This window comes from Mycetocola sp. Y719, assembly GCF_056713205.1.
In genome coordinates, this window is sequence record NZ_JBWYGY010000001.1 from 1,307,569 (window position 1) to 1,326,640 (window position 19,072).

Below are 19,072 nucleotides of genomic sequence, written 5' to 3' on the forward strand. Positions count from 1 at the left end.
GTGACAAGATGTTGAGATGGCAGACAGCATTGCGCTCGATTCGGGACTCGGCGGAGACGACGACGACTTCGACCCGGTGTTCGAACGGGACGACCCGGCACTCCCCGAAGGACGGTACCTCGATCGTGAGGTGAGCTGGCTCGCGTTCAACCAGCGTGTGCTCGAACTGGCGGAGGACCGCACGGTCCCTGCGCTCGAACGCGCGAACTTCCTGGCCATCTTCGCGTCGAACCTCGACGAGTTCTTCATGGTCAGGGTCGCCGGCCTCAAGCGCAGGGTGCTCACGGGGCTCGCCGTTCCCACGAACGTGGGCCGCGCCCCTGCCGATGTGCTCAGCGACATCAGCGACAAGGCGCACGAACTCCAGGACAGGCACGCCCGCGCGTGGGCCGACCTCGTGAAGCCGGACCTCACGGCCGCCGGGGTCAACGTCGTCACCTGGGACTCCCTCACCGGCGACGACCACGACCGGCTGCGGGACTACTTCAGCCAGCAGATCTTCCCCGTGCTCATGCCCCTCGCCGTCGACCCGGCGCATCCGTTCCCCTACATTTCCGGCCTGTCCCTCAACCTCGCCGTCCGAGTCCGCAACTCGAAGACCGGCAGGCAGGAGTTCGCGCGGCTCAAGGTCCCGCAGATGCTCCCGCGGTTCGTGCCGGTCGACCCATCCACATCACTCGAGCAGGTGCAGTACATCCCGCTCGAGGATCTCATCGCCAACCACCTCGGGGATCTGTTCCCCGGCATGGAGATCATCGAGCACCACGTGTTCCGGGTCACTCGGAACGAGGATGTCGAGATCGAGGAGGACGAGACCGAGAACCTCATCCAGGCCCTCGAGAAGGAATTGCTCCGACGCCGCTTCGGCCCGCCGATCAGGCTCGAGATCACCGAAGACATGGACGACGTGACGCTCGATCTGCTCGTGCGCGAGCTCGACGTCACCGACCAGGAGGTGTACCGGCTTCCCGCTCCGCTCGACCTCGGCGGACTGTTCAGCCTGTCGGGGATCGACCGCCCTGACCTCCGCTACCCGCCCCGGGTTCCGACGACCGTCGTCCAGTTCCAGCCGGCCGAGTCGAACGCGAAAGCGGACATCTTCGGCGCCATCTCACGGCAGGACGTCCTCGTCCACCACCCGTACGAGTCCTTCGCCACGAGCGTCCAGGCATTCCTCGAGCAGGCGGCCGCAGACCCTCAGGTCCTCGCCATCAAGCAGACCCTGTACCGCACGTCGGGTGACTCGCCCATCGTCGAAGCGCTGATCGACGCGGCCGAGGCCGGCAAGCAGGTCCTCGCGCTCGTCGAGATCAAGGCCCGGTTCGACGAACAGGCGAACATCTCCTGGGCACGCAAGCTGGAGAAGGCCGGCGTGCACGTCGTCTACGGACTCGTCGGGTTGAAGACGCACTGCAAACTCGCCCTCGTCATCCGTGAGGAGAAGGGCACCCTCACGCACTACAGCCACATCGGCACGGGCAACTACAACCCGAAGACCAGCCGGATCTACGAGGACCTCGGGTTGTTCACCGCGGATGCCCAGGTCGGCAAGGACCTCACCCGGCTGTTCAACGAACTCTCCGGTTACGCCATCGAGAAGAAGTTCAAGAGACTGCTCGTCGCGCCACTGCACCTGCGCAAGGGACTGCTCAAGCACATCGACCAGGAGCGCAGGAACGCCGAAGCCGGCAAACCGAGCGGCATCCGGATCAAGGTGAACTCGATCGTCGACGAAGCCATCATCGACGGGCTCTACCGGGCGAGCCAGGCGGGGGTCCCCGTCGACATCTGGGTCCGAGGCATCTGCAGCCTCAAGCCGGGCCAGAAGGGCATGAGCGAGAACATCCGGGTCCGGTCGATCCTCGGCAGGTTCCTGGAGCACTCGCGGATCTTCTCGTTCGTCAACGACGGAGACCAGCACGTGTTCATCGGGAGCGCCGACATGATGCATCGCAACCTCGACAGGAGGGTCGAAGCTCTCGTCCGGCTGACGGCTCCTGCGCACCTCAGCGAGATCTCGGGCCTCTTCGACGTGGCCATGGACGACAAGACGTCGTCATGGCACCTCGGTGAGGACGGGATCTGGCAGCGACACTCCACCGATGACACCGGGACTCCGCTCGTCGATCTCCAGGATCGGCTCATGCTGAAGACGAGCCTGCGGCGACGCCCGAGGTCCAGGCTGTGACCACGGCGATCTACGCGGCCGGTGCGGTCTGCTGGCGGGTCATCGACGGCAAGGTCCACCTGCTCGTGATCCATCGCACCAAGTACGCGGACGTCACCCTGCCCAAGGGCAAGGTCGAGCCAGGCGAATCGCTGCCGCAGACGGCTGTCAGGGAGATCCTCGAGGAGAGCGGACTCAGCGTCGCACTCGGGGTTCCCCTCGGCGTGTCCCGGTACCCGCTGTCGAGCGGCAGGGAGAAATTCGTCCACTACTGGGCGGCTGAGGTGAGCGATGCCGCTGTGCGGGCGTCCACATTCGTCCCGAACGGCGAAGTCGCCGCGCTCGAGTGGGTGACGCCGAGAAAGGCGCGCAGCTACCTCAGCTACGACCGCGACGTCGACATCGTCAACACCTTCGCGAAGCTGCTCGAGGAGGGCGTCACGTCCACATTCGCGATCATCGCGCTCCGCCACGGGAAGGCCGTCCCGGCATCCGCGTGGGCGGGTCCGGATGCCTCACGGCCGCTGACCGCTCGCGGGGTCGAACAGGCCGCGAGCATCGTTCCCACCCTGCAGGCGTTCGGCGTGCGCAAGATCGTCTCGAGCACCGCCGTCCGCTGCGCGACGACCGCTGCCCCTCTCGCAGCAGCGACGGGAATCGAACTGCGCCGCACAGACCTCATCAGCCAGGACGCCCAGGCGGTCGGCGAGGACGACGTGCGCAAGGTCGTCGGCAAGCGGGTTCGGGCGCGGAAGACCGCTGTTCTCTGCAGTCATGGGCCGGTACTCCCGGAGATCCTCAGAGAGGTCGCGCTGGCCACAGGAAGCCTGGCCGGCTCCTACCTCTCCAGCGCCGCCGACCTCAACACAGGCGCGTTCAGCGTCGTGCACCTCTCCGCGACGAATCCCAGCTCCGGCATCATCTCGATCGAGACTCACGAACCCCGCGCCTGAGCCGTGATGGCGGGGATCGACGCACGCCGTTTACCTTCCGTTCACCATCGTGAGGGATTCTCGTAAGACCACGCGCCTACCGTTCCAGATGGGCCTGCACCGGCCCGTCCCGAAATCACAATGAATGGAACCAATTCCGTGAAGTTCTCGAAAGCCGGCCGCGTCGCGGCTGTTGCAGCACTCGCTGCACTCACACTCACTTCCTGTGCCGCGAACGAAACCGGCGCCACTGGCTCTCCTGAGGTCGCCAGCGACCTCACCGGCACCCTCGTCGGCGGCGGCGCATCGTCTCAGCAGTCCGCCCAGGAGGCCTGGGTCGCAGCGTTCCAGGAAGCCAACCCTGATGTGACCATCGAGTACGACCCCGCAGGCTCCGGCGCAGGCCGCGACACCTTCATCGCCGGCGGCAGCGCCTTCGCCGGTTCGGACCGCGCGTTCAACGACGAAGAAATCGCCGAGGACAACTTCGCATCCTGCGTCCCCGGCACGGGCCTGATCGAGCTGCCGGCGTACATCTCGCCGATCGCCGTGATCTTCAACCTCGAGGGCATCGACACCCTCAACCTCGACGCAGCAACCGTCGCAGGCATCTTCGCCGGAACCATCACCAACTGGAACGACGAGGCCATCGTTTCGCAGAACGCCGACGCTGACCTGCCCGACCAGGCGATCACCGCCGTCCACCGCGCTGACGACTCGGGCACCACCGAGAACTTCACCGACTACCTCCACGCCACGGCACCTGATGTCTGGACGAACGAGGCTGACGGTGTCTGGCCGCTCGAAGGCGGAGAGGCTGCCTCGCAGACCTCCGGCGTGATCGACGCCGTCACCAACGGCACCGGAACCATCGGCTACGCAGACGCTTCCCGCGCCGGCGACCTCGGAACCGTCGCGATCAAGGTCGGCGAAGAGTTCGTTCCGTACTCCGCTGAAGCCGCCGCCGCGATCGTGGACGCATCTCCTGCAGCCGAAGGCCGCACCGAGGGCGACCTCGCCATCGAACTGGACCGTACCTCGACTGAGTCCGGCGTCTACCCCATCGTCCTCATCAGCTACCTCATCGGCTGCTCCGAGTACGAAGACGCTGACTCGGCGAAGCTCGTCAAGGAGTACTTCAGCTACATCGTGAGCGAAGAAGGCCAGACGGTCAGCGCGGACGCCGCAGGATCAGCACCGATCTCTGCTGCCATCGCTGAGAAGTCGCAGGCTGCGATCGAGCTCATCAAGTAAACACCGTCACGTGACCCCGGCTGTGTCTGTCAGACAGACACAGCCGGGGTCGCCCCGGGTTACGGCACCCGCCCGCCCCGCCCCCATCCACACACAGGAGATCACTTAGATGTCGTCGCCAGCGGTCGTCCAGACGCCCAGCGCTCCCCCGAAGCCGGTCCAGCGACTCGCCGACCGGGTCTTCTCGGGCGCCGCCCTCACTGCAGGCAGCCTGATCCTCGCCACCCTGGCCGCCGTCGCGGCGTTCCTCATCGTTCAGAGCGTCCCCGCCGTCACGCGGGACCCCGCAGACATCTCGATCCTCGCGGGCGAGAACTTCTGGTCATACGTCTGGCCGCTCGTCTTCGGCACCATCTGGTCCGCGGCGATAGCGCTGCTCATGGCCGTTCCGCTGGCCATCGCCATCGCGCTCTTCATCTCGCACTACGCCCCCCGCAAGCTCGCGCAGGGCCTCGGCTACATCATCGACCTCCTGGCCGCAGTGCCGTCCGTCGTCTTCGGCCTCTGGGGCGCGAACACCCTCGCACCGGCCATCCAGCCGTTCTACGCGTGGCTCACCGAGAACCTCGGCTGGTTCCCCCTGTTCGCCCCACCTGCTTCAGGCACGGGCCGCACCATCCTCACCGCATCGATCGTGCTCGCGGTGATGATCCTTCCGATCATCACCGCCCTCTGCCGTGAAATCTTCCTCCAGACGCCGGTCCTCCACGAGGAGGCCGCCCTCGCCCTCGGGGCGACGCGGTGGGAGATGATCCGGATCGCTGTGCTGCCCTTCGGTCGCGCAGGCATCATCTCTGCCGCGATGCTGGGTCTCGGCCGGGCCCTCGGCGAGACCATGGCCGTCGCCATGGTCCTCTCCTCGTCCGGTGCGATCACCTTCGCGCTCCTGACCTCGTCGAACCCGAGCACGATCGCCGCGAACATCGCACTGAGCTTCCCCGAGGCGTACGGGTACAACGTCAACCTCCTCATCGCGACGGGCCTCATGCTCTTCGCCATCACGCTGGTCATCAACGCCATCGCGCGCTACATCATCAGCCGCCGCAAGGAATTCTCGGGAGCGAACTAATGGCACAGACAACAACCGCTCCTCCGAGGAGCACACCCCCTCTCAAGCCGGTGAAGACCGCCCCGATGTCGAACGTGTACGCGAGCGGCCGGCTCGGGCGCGGTGTCCCGTGGATCGTGCTCGGCGTCGCCCTCGCGGTCAGCCTCGCGATCTTCGGTCTCGTGGCCATGGCATCCGGAGGCGAGTACAACGTCGTCGGCGCCGTCGTGCTCACCGGCGTGCTCAACGGGTTCCTCATCTACCTCACGGCTCTCCTCATCGAGGGTTCGCGGCAGGCCAAGGACCGTCTCGTCACCACGCTCGTCGCCAGCGCGTTCATCGTCGCCCTGGCACCGCTGGTCTCGCTGTTCATCACGGTGCTCTCGCGAGGTACGGCGAGGTTCGACCTTGCACTGTTCACGGAGTCGATGCGGAATGTCGTCGGCGAGGGCGGCGGAGCGCTCCACGCGATCGTCGGCACGCTGATCATGACCGGGATCGCCACGATCATCTCGGTACCGATCGGCCTGCTCACGTCGATCTACCTCGTCGAGTACGGTCGCGGGGCGCTCGCGCGGGCGATCACCTTCTTCGTCGACGTGATGACGGGCATCCCGTCGATCGTCGCCGGCCTCTTCGCCTACGCTCTCTTCACCCTCATCTTCGGCCCGGGCATCCGGCTCGGCATCTCCGGTGCCGTCGCCCTGAGCGTGCTGATGATCCCCGTCGTCGTGCGCTCGAGCGAAGAGATGCTGCGACTCGTCCCCAACGAACTGCGTGAAGCGGCTTTCGCCCTCGGCGTACCGAAATGGCTGACCATCCTCAAGGTCGTACTGCCGACGTCGATCGCCGGCATCACGACCGGTGTCATGCTCGCCATCGCGCGCGTCATCGGCGAGACGGCCCCGCTGCTCATCGCCGCAGGATTCACCCAGAACATGAACTACAACCCGTTCGAAGGCCGGATGCAGAGCCTCCCGGTCTTCGTCTACAGCTCATACGTGAGCCAGGGCACCGACGCGCAGGCATACATCGACCGCGCGTGGGCTGCAGCCCTCACCCTGATCCTCATCGTGATGGCGCTCAACCTCATCGCCAGGATCGTCGCCCGCATCTTCTCGCCCAAACTCGGCCGTTAGCACCAAAGGAATCCATGTCCAAGAGCATCGAAGTCAAAGACCTCAACGTCTACTACAGCAAGTTCCTCGCGGTCGAAGACGTCTCCCTCTCGATCGAACCGCGGAGCGTGACCGCGTTCATCGGGCCGTCCGGCTGCGGCAAGTCGACGTTCCTCCGCACGCTCAACCGCATGCATGAGGTCATCCCAGGCGCCCGCGTCGAGGGTGAGGTCCTCATCGACGGTGACAACCTCTACGCGCAGGGTGTTGACCCTGTGCTGGTCCGCCGCAACATCGGCATGGTGTTCCAGCGGCCGAACCCGTTCCCCACGATGTCGATCCGCGAGAACGTCCTCGCCGGGGTCACGCTCAACAACCGCCGGATCTCCAAGGCATCCGCCGACGACCTGGTCGAGAAGTCGCTGCAGGGCGCCAACCTCTGGAACGAGGTCAAGGACCGTCTCGACAAGCCCGGCTCCAGCCTGTCCGGCGGCCAGCAGCAGCGTCTCTGCATCGCCCGCGCGATCGCCGTCTCCCCGGACATCCTGCTGATGGACGAGCCGTGCTCAGCGCTCGACCCGATCTCGACGCTCGCCATCGAGGACCTGATCGAGGAGCTGAAGAACGAGTACACGATCGTCATCGTCACTCACAACATGCAGCAGGCATCCCGTGTCTCCGACCGGACCGCGTTCTTCAACATCGCCGGGACGGGCAAGCCGGGCAGGCTGATCGAATACGGCGACACGAACACCATCTTCACGCAGCCGTCTGTTCAGGCGACTGAGGACTACGTTTCCGGACGCTTCGGATAACCATCCGCTGAGTCCGGATTCGGCCGGGGGGCACACGACAAGCAGGAGATCCAGCGGATCTCCTGCTTTCGTCGTTCGGGGCCGCGGAGCGGCTACGCCGTGTGGATGACGATCAGCGGGTCGGTTGTCGGCTGCTCGGAGCCCCCAGCGGGTTCCACGGTCACGCCGACGGCGTCGCCTGAGGCCATGGTGCCGTCGAGGATCTGCCAGCTGCTGCCCATGCGGTCAGTGTTGAAGGTGCCTGCCGAGATCGGGCCGTCTTCGCCGATGTACCAGAGTTCGTAGATCTGCTCCTCGGTGAGGGCGGTGAGGCCGTCGACGATGAGTGCCGACTGCCCGAGTTCACCCGACCACACCAGGGTGGCGACGACACGCTGTTCGTCGTTGATGTTCGTGAGCTTGATGGTTTCCCGCTGGGCATCCGGCTGCGCGTTGATCTGCGCGAGCTGCAGGGCCTCGTTCAGGCCGTTGCCGCCGTTGAGTGCGCTCGTCACCGTGTTCACGCCGAGGAGGACGGCAACGAGGGCGACAGCGGCGACCGCGAAGGCGAGTGGCTGCGAGTACCAGCGCCGGTCGGCTCTGCGCTGTGCGCTGCTCGAAGCGGGGCGGCCGGTCGCGGCTTTGGTGGTCGGGCGCGCTGGGACCGTCGTCGGAATCACGGGCTGGGCTTCCGGAAGTCCTGCCTGGGTCGCGGCTACAGGAGCTGGCGCAGCCGCAGGGGCGGCTGCATCCGTGGTCCCTGACCGCGTTGCCGGTGCGTCCTGGCGCGGAAGTTGAGGGGTCGTGGCGATCGCGGAGAGGATGCTGGACCGGAGGGCGGGCGACGGTTCGAGGGGTTCGGCATCGAGCCCGAGCGTCGCAGCGACCTCCCCGAAGCTGTCGGCCTCGCGCCTGGCATCGGCGGACGACGCCAGGTGACGTTCGTATTCGGCCGTCTCTTCGGGGCTGAGCGCGCTGAGGGCGTATGCCGCGGCGAGGTCGGACGGGTTCGTGTCCTGGTTCTCGGTCATGATGCCACCCCCAATTCCTCTCGTAGTCGGATCATCCCGTCGCGGAGACGGGTCTTCACTGTGCCAAGCGGCACTGACAGGATCTCAGCCACTTCGCTCTGGCTGTAACCGCCGTAGTACGCGAGCGACACGGCCTGTCGTTGGATGTCGGTCAGGCTCGCCATCGCGCGGCTGACCCGTTCGTGTTCAATTGTGATCTCCGCCGACTCGGCAACCTGATCGAATGCTGTGTCGATGTCGCGGATACCGATCCGGACGTCCCGATCACGGCCGGCCTGCGAGGCACGGACCCTGTCAATCGCCCGGCGGTGGGCCATGGTCATGATCCACGAGGTGGCTGCCCCCCTGCCCGGTTCGAAGCGGGTGGCGTTCTGCCAGATTTCGAGGAAGACCTCCTGGGCCACTTCTTCGGACTGGGCGTGGTCGATGAGGACTTTGCGGATCAGGCCGAGGACGCGGGGTGCTACGAGGTCGTAGAGAGAAGCGAAGGCCTGCTGGTCTCCCGTGGCGACGAGACCGAGCAGTTCCTCGAGCGTCGAGGACGGAGCGACGACGTCGCTTCCTGTGCCTGGTGCCTTTTCCACAAGAACTAGCATGTCAGGTCTGTCGCCGTTGTGTGGGCGGCTGGCAGGCGGGCGGCGGATCTGATACCGCCGCCCTCCTGCTTCGCCTGGTGGGAAGTGCTACTGGATGTCCTGGTCTTCAGCGATGGCTCCAGCGATGGCCGTTGCGGTCATCGGCATGTGGCCGGCTGCTTCCTTCAGGAGGGTGTAGTACTCGGGGTCGCCAGCGATGTCAGCATCGATGGCAGCGATCAGCGAGGTGGCGTGCATTCCGAGCGCCTCTTCGACAGCGTCAGCCGGGAGGGTCGGGACGACGGAGTTCAGCAGTTCGCCGAAGCTCGCCGCGTATTCGGTGAGGTCTGCGACGGCCATGTCGGACATTGCCTGGTCACCGGTTGCTTCGCCCAGCGTGTAGTTGACGAAGAAGCCGATGTGCTCGCGCCATGACTCGAGGAAGGGCTCCTCGGCGTCCGGGTAGACCGAGCCGACGGATGCGGCGATGTCGACGGAGTTGGCGTCGAGGGCCGCAACCGCACCGGCGGTCTTCGCCTCGGTGAGGTCTCCACCTGCGGCGAGAGCGGCGTGGATGGCTGCTCCTGCGAGGTAGACGTGGTCACTGAACTGCGACGTCAGAGTGGCGCGCAGTGCGGCTCCGTCGCTGTTGACGGTGTCGACTGTTTCGCTCGACGACGCCTTGGTGTCGTCATTCGCCATGGAGTCGCTTGCAGCGCCCATGCTGCAGCCGGACAGGAGCAGGGCTGCGGCGAGTGCTGCGCCGACGAGAGGTAGTGCCTTCTTCATGAGGTTCTCCTTGTGATGTGCCCGGGTGGGCGGATGTGACGGGGGTGGTTGGTCGATCGCCGGGTGTGGCGATCATTCTTCGACGACCACGGTGGCGTTCATGCCGTCGTGGATGTCGCAGAAGTACTGGAAGGTCCCGGCGGTCTCGAAGGTGTACGAGAACGTGCCACCCTTCTCGCCGAGCTTTTCGTCGAAGACTCCATCGGCCGCTTCGCTTCCGCGAAGACCGGTGGTTTCATCGACGTCGGAGAAGGTCCCACTCGTGATGGTGTGGGTGATCGACTCTCCGTTGACCCAGGTGACGGTGTCTCCGACCGAGACCGTAAGGGTCTCCGGCATGAAGTTCAGGCTCACCAGGGTGACGTCGCCCTCCACAGCCTTTTCAGTGCTGGTGGATGAGCTCGACTCGGGCGATGCGGGCTCGCCCATCGCGCAGCCGGTGAGGCTGAGTGCGCCGAGCGACAGCGCGAGGACTGCGGGGGCCAGGCGGGTGAGGAGCCGGATCTGTGAGGTCATGACAACGGTTCGGTGCCGTCAGCGGAGCGGTTTGCCCCTGGTCCCGGATTTCAGCGAACTATCAGACTCGGACCGAGGAGCGGCGGCCGGACCGATCGGGCCCGAAGGGCGGTTCGTGCGATCGACTGGGCCCGTAACGCGGCTGAAGCGCTCGAGGAACGACCGTTTGGGACTGCTCAACGCCGGACCGGCCGAGTGAGCGGGGCGGCGGTCGGATGCCGGAACAGGCCGTTAAATGAAAGGAGCCGGGCCGCAAAACGCCTCTCGGCGGAAGGCCGCTCGCGGCGGCAAAAATTGGAGCCCGGGGTTATGCGGCCCGGCCTGAATCAGTGTAACAATTCATCGGCGCGGATGTTCCCTGTTCTCGCGCCGCGAACATTCTTGACTACGGGAGCGGTCATCGTCGGCGCGACTTAGCCCCGGCCGGACTCGGCGGTGCGTAGATTCGGAGCCCGCCCTCGACGATGCGCACCGTGGAGAGGTATCCGCCGCGCGGCATCCCACCGTCTCCTACCTCGCGCTGGACTTCACCGTCGTGCGCGAAACCGGGGGCCTGCCCGTCGCGGGGCAGCACGGCGACGACAAGGTCGGGCGTCGTGAACGATTCGACGACCGAGGAGCCGGGGAGAATCCGCAACCGGGTGAGGATGCCGCTGATCCGGCGGCCGAATGACAGTGCGGCGACGGCGTGCGCGCGGCTGCGCGCGTGCAGGATGCGGATGTCGAGCACTCCGTCGTCGAGCCGTCTGCGCTGCAGCGGGGCGGGAATCACTGCGTGGTTGCGGTTGATCCCCACGAACAACGACCAGGCCCTGATGGGTCTGCCGTCGATCACCAGGTCGACGGGGTCGGCATGCCGGAGCACCCGCACCGCCGACACGATCCCCGCAATCCACTTGCCGAGGACGCCCTGCCGCTCCTCCCGCTCGGCGACGAAGTCCGGGTACAGACCGACGGACGCCGCGTTGAGCACGGTCTCCGGCTCGCCGGTGCCGAGACGCAGCTCGCCGATGTCGACGACGAGGCCGTTGCCGGCTGCCAGCGCGGCGACGGCATCCTCGATCGATTCGATACCGGCAGTGCGGGCGAAGTGATTGAACGTGCCGCCTGGGACGACGAGGAGCGGCAGGTCGGCGTCCCTGGCGAGCTGTGCCACTGCCGCAACGGTGCCGTCTCCACCGCAGACGCCGAGGGTTCCCGGCGGCGGGTCCTCGGCGAGCGCCGCCCGGACGACGTCCGTCACGCTGTCGCCATCGGCCAGGAGGTGGATTCGGGCATCGGGGAGCAGCCTGGTGAGGATCGGTTTCGCGTCCGGGCGGGTGAGCACCGCCCGACCGGATGACGGGTTGAGAACGAGGAACACGCCCTCCCCTGTCGGCGACGGCGGCAGGCTCACCTCGGTCCCGCCGTGCCGTTCTGGATGCCGCGACGGAGCGGGCACGAGCACCTTACCGAGGAGGGCGACCCCGGCGCCGATCGCGACGCCGCCGAGCACGTCAGAGAGCCAGTGGGCTCCCGTGTGCAGTCGCGACCAGGCGACCGCACACGCCACGGGGGCGATGGCCGCGCCGATTCGCGGAGACTCGAGCGCGACCCCCGTTGCGAATGCCGCGGCGCTGGCCGAATGCCCGGAAGGGAACGAGGGGGACTCCGGATGCTTCGCCAGGCGGCGCCCGACGGGAATGTCCTTCAGCAACGGACGATCGCCGCCGAAGAGCTCTTTGCCGACAAGGTTGGCGAGCGCGCTGGCCACGGTCAGCGAGGCGAGTCCGCGAATCGCCGCGCGGTGACGGGTGAGGACGACGAGGACAGCGGCCGCGGTGAACCAGAGCACACCGCGATCGGCGAAACGGGAGAGCCTCACGAATCCCCGATCGACCAGCGGATGCGCCTGGCGCGCGTTGATCCGGCGGCCGGCGGCGGCATCCATCCGTCGAACCCATGCGGGCAGGAGGGCGGCGCGGCGCAAAAGCAGAAGGGGGTGCGCCAGGTGGCTCGGGCTCATCTGCCAACAGTACTGACCGGCGAGAGGGTCAGTCGAGCGACTCGTGCCGCCAGAGCCGGGCGCAGCTCGTGAGGTCCTGGGCGAGCGTCGACAGCCGGAGCGCCCTCGTGGTGAGTTCAGCGGACCGGGTGGGCTCTGCGGCATCCGCGTCGTCGGCGACACTGGCGCTGCCTGCGGCGGACACCCGGCAGAATGCCGCTGCACGCTCGAGTGCAACGGCGAAGTCCCCCTCGAACAGCCCGCGAAGGATCTGGTCGGCGAGGACGATGATCTCGTCCGGTCCTGTTGGCACGGATGCTCCGGCGACGACGGGGTCGATGGTTCCGATGATCTCGCTCCCCCGCTGGAACAGGAAACTCGACTCGTGGGGGTCCTCGCGGATCATCAGCCGGAGGAGGTAGATCCGCCACAGCGCACCGGGAAGGCTCCGCGGGGTCGCGTGCGACCACAGTTCGGCGATCGTGTCGATCCCATGTTCGTCCGTGTAGGCGATGAGCCGGTCGACGACGTCCGGATCGGGGTCCTGGCGTACGCGGGCGAGCAGGGCCATCGCCGTCTCGTGGGCGATACGGCTCGACTCTGCCGGGTCGATCCCACCCTGGAACGATTCGATGATCTTGCTGGGGAACTTGGTGGGCTTGTGGAAGTCCTCGGCCATGAACCTCCCCCTCTCGCGTCAGTCAACGATTAACGGTACTCCGCACCGGCTGGATCGGTGTGGTCACAGCTCCCAGCGGGAACCGGTAGATTAACTGTGTTGGGGCCTCTAGCTCAGTTGGTAGAGCATCGGACTTTTAATCCGCGGGTCGCCGGTTCGAGCCCGGCGGGGCCCACCAATATTTCACTGGGAACGAGCACGGACCAGAATCGCTCCCCGAACGGGGAGCCCTCCATATCCCCTCCATGCTGCCAAGATGTGAGCGTGAATAATGCTCCCCTGCTTCAACTCGGTTCGTGTGCCACCAAACAAGACGAGTACTGGTACCACGTGGCGCCACAGGAGCAGATGCCGCTCGCGGGCACCGCGCGACCGGCCAGACTCCTGGACGAACTTGACGCCATCTATCCGACGGCGGATAGCTACGTCGCCGGGTCGCTAACTCAGGACACCATTTCGAAATGGCTGCTGGATCGGCCCGACTTGGCGAAGGAGTTGCGCCTCGTCCTCTCACTGTCCGACAAGCGCTTTTACTTGGATCTCAGCTACCGCTTCAGCCGTGAACCGATCTCGGAGACCGCGCCCTCGGCGACGATCTGCGGTTGCGCCCCTCATGGAATGAAGCGACACGGAACCAATGCAATTCTGAGCATGCTGAAGACCGGGCCGCTGCCGCGACGGACGCGCGCATCCGACGTGATGGCACGTTACTTCGTCGGCAAGGGGCTGTTGGTCGTCCTCGATCTGTATTTCAGCCTTGATCAGGTCCGGCGCACTGCGGTGAATGACCTGTGGCTTGCTCCTCACGACGTGCAACAGAACGAGACGAAGCGGCGAGGGCACGGTGCTGAGGCGGAAATCGCGGTCGCCTTGCAGGAGACCAACATCGCCATTTTCCCTGCCGATAAGGCCATAGATCCGATGGGAGCTGCCGATCCGAACATTGCTCTCGACAGTTTCACAATCGCTCCACGCAAAGCTGGCGAAACGGTAAGTGCAGATATCGTCGTCCTCAACGGGTCTGGAACGCCGCAGGCCATTGTTATGGGCTTGGTTCAGTCATCTGACCCCGGTCAATTCGGCGTAGATAAGGCTGCGACGAACGGGGTGATTCGAGCACGACTCGAGGAGCACCGAGCTAAAACTGGCTCCACACTACAACTGTGGGGCATCGTGGATGGCGTTGGCTACGCCGAGAATCCAAACGGGACGATCCATCGGATGCTTGAGCATTTCGATGTGTTCGTGCAACACAATTCTGCTTATAAGTCGGTCCTAGCAGCGGGCGACCTGGGTCTATGTGAAGTCGTCGCGATTCACTACGATCCGGACTTCTATTCTCCAACCACCGCCAAAGAAATGCACAGCAGATACGCCCCAAACGTGAAGAGACTCCAACCGCAAGAGAGTGCTCCCTCGGGCACGGTGCGAGTAAGGGCCGGGCGCGCAACCGTTTGGGTCAAGTAAGGACGCCAGCGTGTTCGACGTCTTCGGTCGAGACAACGGGGACGTCCCACAGCATCGCCACGGCTCTATCTAGGTCGCGCACCGTTTCTGCGAGGGCCAAAGCGTCGCCCGCCGCTGTCTGTTCGTGGCCGGTACGACACAGTGTGCTGATCAATCTGTGTATTGCATTCTCCGAATCGAAAACAGGCATCGCGATACCCGAAATGATGCTCGGGGAAATCTGGGTCGACACCATCCGACTCTCTACATGCCGCACTACTAGAGAACTAGCGAGCACCCCTCCGACAAAGTACGCCTCGTCGCTCGATGAACAGGCAATGAGCATGAGCTTTTCATTTACGATTGCAGGCTTGGCTGGCATACCTGCGATTCGAACCGGACCGATCACCGCCGTGGTGAACGTTTTCGAGATATACCGCCACGCAACCTTCCACTCTGAGAATGTGTAATCGCCGACACGTTGGCAGGCATAAAAGCCCTCGTCGCGGAACGCCTGCTCCCACGACGAGAAACCCTTTCGATCGTCCAGGATTTCCCGGAACTGCTCCAAATATGCGAGCGAATTAGGCGCTCTGTCTGAAAGAACCTTCGGATCGACAGGCCTCATCTTTGTCTCGGCGGTGTGCGGTAAGAGAACGCCCAACTCCGCGGTGTAACTCCACTGGTTAACGTCGCGGCCCCGCAGGAACGGATACACGAATTCTGTCTCCAGCGTCGCCTCAACTTGAGGCGCGACTCGTTTAGCCCGCTCGATGACGTTTGCCACACGAATCGTCTCGTCCTTGGCCTCTTCGAGCAAACGGAGGTGGAATACAGCGTTTGCACCGCCTGTGAAGAGACCTGTGCGAGCCCGATAGGGGTTCTTTCCGTCGAGGGCGCGATGCGCCGCAATATTTTCGGCAGTCCCCGTGGACCAGCTGCTCGACGGGTCGCCAACCTCCGCGAGTTGCGCGAACCCCACGACCTGTTCACCTTCAAGCGCGGATGATCCGGTCGTTGGCTGGATCCCTCGGCGCACCGCGGTCCATGTGTTGAAGGGCAATGGGTATTCCGTTGTTCCAGCTCTATCGCCGTAGAGAACGATCGTTCGATTGGCGACTCCCTCGAAAGGCCTGACTTTCACGAAGTCCTCAGCCCACAAGATTCGATATGGCTCGGCTGCGGGGCCCAGCTCGAAGCGACGGAAACCACGATGATTCAGCGTGGACTTGACCAGAGACTCCGGTAATACGAAGGCGAATCGCCCATCCTTGCTCAGACGGGTGTCTACTGCGTGGGCAACGAACAGCGCCGAAATGTCTTCTTTGCTGAACGAAAACGCGTTTCCCTGCTGCCCAAACAAGCCCAAGTCTCGCCACAGGGAAGTGTGCTTGCGCTTGTACTCTGCGGGCATGTACTCCCAGTTGACCCATGGCGGATTCCCCACCACCACGTCGACGCTGTTCGGGGCATCGACAGGGTCCAGCGAATCGGCATGGCGGACAGACTCGGAAATGAATCTCGCATCGAGCTTTTGTTCACCGATTATGCTCTTCGCGGCAAGGGCGAGGGAGGCGATGGTCAGAAGACACGGCACTAGCTCAATGTCGATGCCAATAAGCCGCGTGCTGATTAATTCGACTGCATCGCGCTTGTCCAGTCGCCCCGCTTTGGCCGCCTGCCGGATCTCCTCTGCTGCGGCCAGCAGGAACACACCGGACCCGCAGGCGGGATCGCAAACTGTTTGCTGAAGGCTTTCCACGTCCTCCCATTTGTATCCCGTACCTCGGAGAACGTGTCGAGCCAACCACTGAGGGGTGAAGAACGAACCGATCGCATGTCGCACCTGTCGAGGAATAAGCGACATGTATTCAGCCTGAAAAACGTCCGAAATCTCTGCGTCGTGGGAGGCTGTCACAAGCTTGTCGGTCTCGGCGCGGTCGACAAGAAGCGCTTCCGGCGCTGTGTCGGTCACGAAGCGCGCAAGTGAGTCACGGATCTCCAGGGCCTCCGCGACCACCTTTGGTAGAGCGGCCATCGAGGAGAGCCTTTCCCCTACGCAAAGCTCTATGACGCGAAATGCCCGCAACATCAAATATCGCTCCACGGCATACATGAAGCGATAAAGGTCAGCGTCTTCTAGTTCGTAACCGAGAACGGCCCGCAGTTCCTCCCGACTCACCTTTTTCTTTCGGTCGAGTTCGCCCCGTTGGCTGACCACTTGGTCGTTCCAGTTCTGGAAATCTGCTGACAAATAGCTAACGTCGTCGCAGGAGCCTTCGTAGATAGCTCGGACAATTTGCTTCTGATGTGTGCGCATAGGCCAATGATTCGAAGTTGGGATTCGGGGTTCGAGGAACGACTCCACGATACGGTAGCGGTCCGACACGAGCGGAGATCTCTTCATCTGGCCACCCCCGCGAACTTGTCGAAACGAGCTACGTGCTCGCGGCAGCCCGTCGGATAGAGATTGGCGTAGATGCTGTCCGTCGTATTGATATTGGCGTGCCCAAGCCAACGACTTACTTCGTATGGCTTGAAGCCGGCAGCTAGCCAGAGCGACGCGGCAGTGTGTCGAAGGTCACGCGCTCGGATTTCTGATAGCCCAGCGCGCTTCAAGGCAGGACGAAAGTCATTTCTTCGGAAGCTCCCCACATCGAGCACTCGACCGAAGTCCAGCGTGCGTGGTCCAAGCTTGCGTCCAGGCCACAGAAATGCCTCCGCGCTGCCGGACTGTGGGTGAGCCATTCCGCTGTGCACGAGGGGAACGTCACGCGTAGAGCGCTTTGACTTTGGTGTTCCGAGAACCCACTCTCAGCGAATCCTCTGGATCGTCTGTCGCACCTGTAGGTGGCACCAGCGAGGTCCACGTCGCTGACGCGCAGTCCGGCGAGCTCTGCCGCTCGGCAGTGAATGCGGCGAACCGCACCAGCAGGTCTAGGGTGCTGCTATTCCCAACTCAGTCGCCAACAACTCGACCTGCGCGGCGATCAGGAAAGATGGCGTGAACTGGTCGGCGGTGTGGTTTTTCGGTACCTTCACGCCGTCGCAAGGGCTGTGCGCGATCAGACGGTCGTGCTGGGCGTGCTTGAACGCTTTCTTCAGTGCCACATAGTGGTGATGCACGGTTGCCGCAGACGGGCCGTCTCCATGCAGTTTTGCAATCCAGCCTTGAACGTCGGCCCGGGTCACAGTCGATATCCGGCGAGCGCCGAACGTTGGGAGGATGCGGTTGTTGTAGATCGTCTCGTAGCTCTGCAGTGTCCCAGGCCGCAACTCGGGTCGGCTGGCGGCGAGGGAAGCCTCCACGATCTGAGCAACTGTCTTCCCGTTCTTCACGAGCGTCTCGGTGCTGCTTCCCTCAGCGAGTTTCGTTCTCGACTCTGAGGGCAAAGCGCTCTGCGTCTCGATTCACAGTGAACGACCGCTGCTTGAAGCTCCCACCTACCCGCCAGCGCACTTCATAAGCAACGCCGGTCTTACGCTCGACTGTTCGAACGTGTGCCATCAGATTGCCCTTTGGAGAAGTGCTTGGAGGTGGAAGGTGCCGAGTCGCCACGCTGGCTCGATGTCGCGTTGCCAGACGAACCGCGCATCGATGGTGCGGGTCTTGGCCTCGCGTCCACCGTCGCGAAGAGTCTTGCCCGCATCCTCAAGGGACAGGAGGCGGCAGCATGAATGAACTCGACTTCCGGCCCAAGACCAGATCCGTTCCGGCTCGCCTGATCCGCGGGGGTCAGGTCGGACGCAGCTGCAGAGCGCGTGCTGGAGCTGCATCGTTCCGGTCTGTCCGCCAGGAGGATCGCATTTCGACTCAATGGCGAGTGCACCCCTGCCGCGCTTGGAGGCCAGTGGTACAGGAATAGCCTGCCGTCTCCTGAGTTGAAGAGTAGGTAAAGGGAGACGACGATGACAACGACCACCTGGACCAGCGAAGAACTGTCTCGCATCGGAGACGCCGAAGAACTCAGGATCGCATCGACGCGCAAGGACGGCACGCTGCGCCCGTTCGTGATCATCTGGGTCGTCCGCGTAGGCGACGACCTCTATGTCCGGTCGGCGTACGGGTCGGACAACCCGTGGTTCGTCCGTGCGAAAGCCAGTGGCACCGGCCGGATCCGGGCAGGCGGCATTGAGAAGGATGTCGTCTTCGCCGAGGCCGACGCATCCGTCCATCCGGACATCGACGCGGCGTACCACGCCAAGTACGACAGGCACGGTCCCGCCATCGTCGGCACGGTCGTCGGGCCGCAGACGGTCGCGACGACGATCAGGCTCGAGCCTCAGGCGTCCTAGCGTCGGATCGCGCGACCGGACCGGATGCCGCTCGGCGACGAATCCGGTTCGCTGGTCGCTCAAGCACGCTTTGAGGCGGGTTCAGTCGCCGTTTGCGCTTTACGAACGATTGCCGCCGGGCGACCGATCCCGCTCGTCCGTCCTTGATCTCGACAAGCTCGATCAGCGGGCAGGCCCGTGAAGCTCGATCAGGGGCGGGCTCGTGCCGCAAGCCTCCTAGCGCTTGGCGAGGACGTGCGCGGGGATGCCGAACGACAGGCTGATCGCGATGATCCCGGCGAAGAAGACGATCGCCTGGAAGCTGTCGATCGTGAACGCGAAGCCGAAGAGGAACATGCCGACGATGAACAGCGCGAAGGAGAGGACGAAAGCCATGCGGCAAGTCTAGCGAAGATCTGCTCGCCAGGGCGTCGCCCGCCACGCTTCGGACCGGATGGCATCGG

The 19,072-nt window shown here is 64.3% G+C and carries 19 protein-coding genes and 1 tRNA gene; 10 read left to right on the forward strand and 10 right to left on the reverse strand.

Annotated elements, in window-relative coordinates:
• Window positions 1–16: 16 nt before the first annotated feature.
• The 6 genes from AC1M0F_RS06150 to pstB all read left to right on the forward strand — a co-directional run bounded on the left by AC1M0F_RS06150 (window position 17) and on the right by pstB (window position 7,334).
• The gene (locus tag AC1M0F_RS06150) at window positions 17–2,188 is read left to right on the forward strand and encodes an RNA degradosome polyphosphate kinase (RefSeq protein WP_480237296.1); all 2,172 of its coding nucleotides are present in this window, start codon (window positions 17–19) and stop codon (window positions 2,186–2,188) included.
• The gene (locus tag AC1M0F_RS06155) at window positions 2,185–3,120 is read left to right on the forward strand and encodes an NUDIX hydrolase (protein ID WP_480237297.1); all 936 of its coding nucleotides are present in this window, start codon (window positions 2,185–2,187) and stop codon (window positions 3,118–3,120) included. Before AC1M0F_RS06150 ends, AC1M0F_RS06155 begins: the two co-directional genes overlap by 4 nt.
• A 138-nt stretch (window positions 3,121–3,258) precedes the next feature.
• Complete coding sequence (locus AC1M0F_RS06160) at window positions 3,259–4,353, forward strand: phosphate ABC transporter substrate-binding protein PstS (RefSeq protein ID WP_480237298.1); 1,095 nt, start codon at window positions 3,259–3,261, stop codon at window positions 4,351–4,353.
• A 109-nt stretch (window positions 4,354–4,462) separates the two neighbouring features.
• Window positions 4,463–5,422, forward strand: coding sequence for a phosphate ABC transporter permease subunit PstC (gene pstC, locus AC1M0F_RS06165; RefSeq protein ID WP_480237299.1), 960 nt, complete (start codon window positions 4,463–4,465; stop codon window positions 5,420–5,422).
• Window positions 5,422–6,540: a phosphate ABC transporter permease PstA gene (gene pstA, locus AC1M0F_RS06170; RefSeq protein ID WP_480237300.1), complete on the forward strand. Its 1,119-nt coding sequence runs from the start codon at window positions 5,422–5,424 to the stop codon at window positions 6,538–6,540. The genes pstC and pstA overlap by 1 nt, the downstream gene beginning before the upstream one ends.
• A 14-nt stretch (window positions 6,541–6,554) precedes the next feature.
• Window positions 6,555–7,334, forward strand: coding sequence for a phosphate ABC transporter ATP-binding protein PstB (gene pstB / locus AC1M0F_RS06175; RefSeq protein WP_480237301.1), 780 nt, complete (start codon window positions 6,555–6,557; stop codon window positions 7,332–7,334).
• 92 nt (window positions 7,335–7,426) lie between these two features.
• Here pstB and AC1M0F_RS06180 read toward each other — a convergent pair whose 3' ends face one another.
• The 6 genes from AC1M0F_RS06180 to AC1M0F_RS06205 all read right to left on the reverse strand — a co-directional run bounded on the left by AC1M0F_RS06180 (window position 7,427) and on the right by AC1M0F_RS06205 (window position 12,887).
• A complete protein-coding gene (locus AC1M0F_RS06180; RefSeq protein WP_480237302.1) occupies window positions 7,427–8,344 on the reverse strand; it encodes an anti-sigma factor in 918 nt (305 codons plus the stop codon).
• Window positions 8,341–8,940, reverse strand: coding sequence for a sigma-70 family RNA polymerase sigma factor (locus tag AC1M0F_RS06185; RefSeq protein ID WP_480237303.1), 600 nt, complete (start codon window positions 8,938–8,940; stop codon window positions 8,341–8,343). The genes AC1M0F_RS06180 and AC1M0F_RS06185 overlap by 4 nt, the downstream gene beginning before the upstream one ends.
• An 87-nt stretch (window positions 8,941–9,027) precedes the next feature.
• A complete protein-coding gene (locus AC1M0F_RS06190) occupies window positions 9,028–9,708 on the reverse strand; it encodes a hypothetical protein (RefSeq protein ID WP_480237304.1) in 681 nt (226 codons plus the stop codon).
• A gap of 72 nt (window positions 9,709–9,780) precedes the next feature.
• Window positions 9,781–10,224, reverse strand: a complete 444-nt coding sequence (locus AC1M0F_RS06195) for a cupredoxin domain-containing protein (RefSeq protein ID WP_480237305.1) — start codon at window positions 10,222–10,224, stop codon at window positions 9,781–9,783.
• Between the two features lie 397 nt (window positions 10,225–10,621).
• The gene (locus AC1M0F_RS06200; protein ID WP_480237306.1) at window positions 10,622–12,229 is read right to left on the reverse strand and encodes a phosphatase PAP2 family protein; all 1,608 of its coding nucleotides are present in this window, start codon (window positions 12,227–12,229) and stop codon (window positions 10,622–10,624) included.
• A gap of 28 nt (window positions 12,230–12,257) precedes the next feature.
• Window positions 12,258–12,887: a DNA-directed RNA polymerase subunit beta gene (locus AC1M0F_RS06205; RefSeq protein WP_480237307.1), complete on the reverse strand. Its 630-nt coding sequence runs from the start codon at window positions 12,885–12,887 to the stop codon at window positions 12,258–12,260.
• 102 nt (window positions 12,888–12,989) lie between these two features.
• On the opposite strand from AC1M0F_RS06205, the gene AC1M0F_RS06210 reads away from it, so the two are divergent.
• Both AC1M0F_RS06210 and AC1M0F_RS06215 read left to right on the forward strand, forming a co-directional pair.
• Window positions 12,990–13,065 (forward strand) — tRNA-Lys (locus AC1M0F_RS06210).
• Window positions 13,066–13,151: 86 nt separating this feature from the next.
• Window positions 13,152–14,354, forward strand: coding sequence for a hypothetical protein (locus AC1M0F_RS06215; RefSeq protein ID WP_480237308.1), 1,203 nt, complete (start codon window positions 13,152–13,154; stop codon window positions 14,352–14,354).
• Here AC1M0F_RS06215 and AC1M0F_RS06220 read toward each other — a convergent pair.
• The 3 genes from AC1M0F_RS06220 to AC1M0F_RS06230 all read right to left on the reverse strand — a co-directional run bounded on the left by AC1M0F_RS06220 (window position 14,347) and on the right by AC1M0F_RS06230 (window position 17,672).
• Window positions 14,347–16,653 (reverse strand): N-6 DNA methylase, encoded by a 2,307-nt coding sequence (locus tag AC1M0F_RS06220; protein WP_480237309.1) that lies wholly within the window; start codon window positions 16,651–16,653, stop codon window positions 14,347–14,349. The two genes, AC1M0F_RS06215 and AC1M0F_RS06220, sit on opposite strands and share 8 nt — an antisense overlap.
• A gap of 83 nt (window positions 16,654–16,736) precedes the next feature.
• Entirely contained in the window at window positions 16,737–17,081 is a 345-nt protein-coding gene (locus AC1M0F_RS06225; RefSeq protein WP_480237310.1) for a tyrosine-type recombinase/integrase, read from the reverse strand.
• Window positions 17,082–17,270: 189 nt separating this feature from the next.
• The gene (locus tag AC1M0F_RS06230; protein ID WP_480237311.1) at window positions 17,271–17,672 is read right to left on the reverse strand and encodes a tyrosine-type recombinase/integrase; all 402 of its coding nucleotides are present in this window, start codon (window positions 17,670–17,672) and stop codon (window positions 17,271–17,273) included.
• Between the two features lie 192 nt (window positions 17,673–17,864).
• On the opposite strand from AC1M0F_RS06230, the gene AC1M0F_RS06235 reads away from it, so the two are divergent.
• Both AC1M0F_RS06235 and AC1M0F_RS06240 read left to right on the forward strand, forming a co-directional pair.
• On the forward strand, window positions 17,865–18,011 hold the full coding sequence (locus tag AC1M0F_RS06235; protein WP_480237312.1) for a hypothetical protein: 147 nt from the start codon (window positions 17,865–17,867) through the stop codon (window positions 18,009–18,011).
• A gap of 231 nt (window positions 18,012–18,242) precedes the next feature.
• Complete coding sequence (locus AC1M0F_RS06240) at window positions 18,243–18,629, forward strand: DUF2255 family protein (RefSeq protein WP_480237313.1); 387 nt, start codon at window positions 18,243–18,245, stop codon at window positions 18,627–18,629.
• A 216-nt stretch (window positions 18,630–18,845) separates the two neighbouring features.
• Here the strand turns inward: AC1M0F_RS06240 and AC1M0F_RS06245 are convergent, their stop codons facing one another.
• On the reverse strand, window positions 18,846–19,004 hold the full coding sequence (locus AC1M0F_RS06245; RefSeq protein WP_480237314.1) for a hypothetical protein: 159 nt from the start codon (window positions 19,002–19,004) through the stop codon (window positions 18,846–18,848).
• Window positions 19,005–19,072 lie beyond the last annotated feature (68 nt).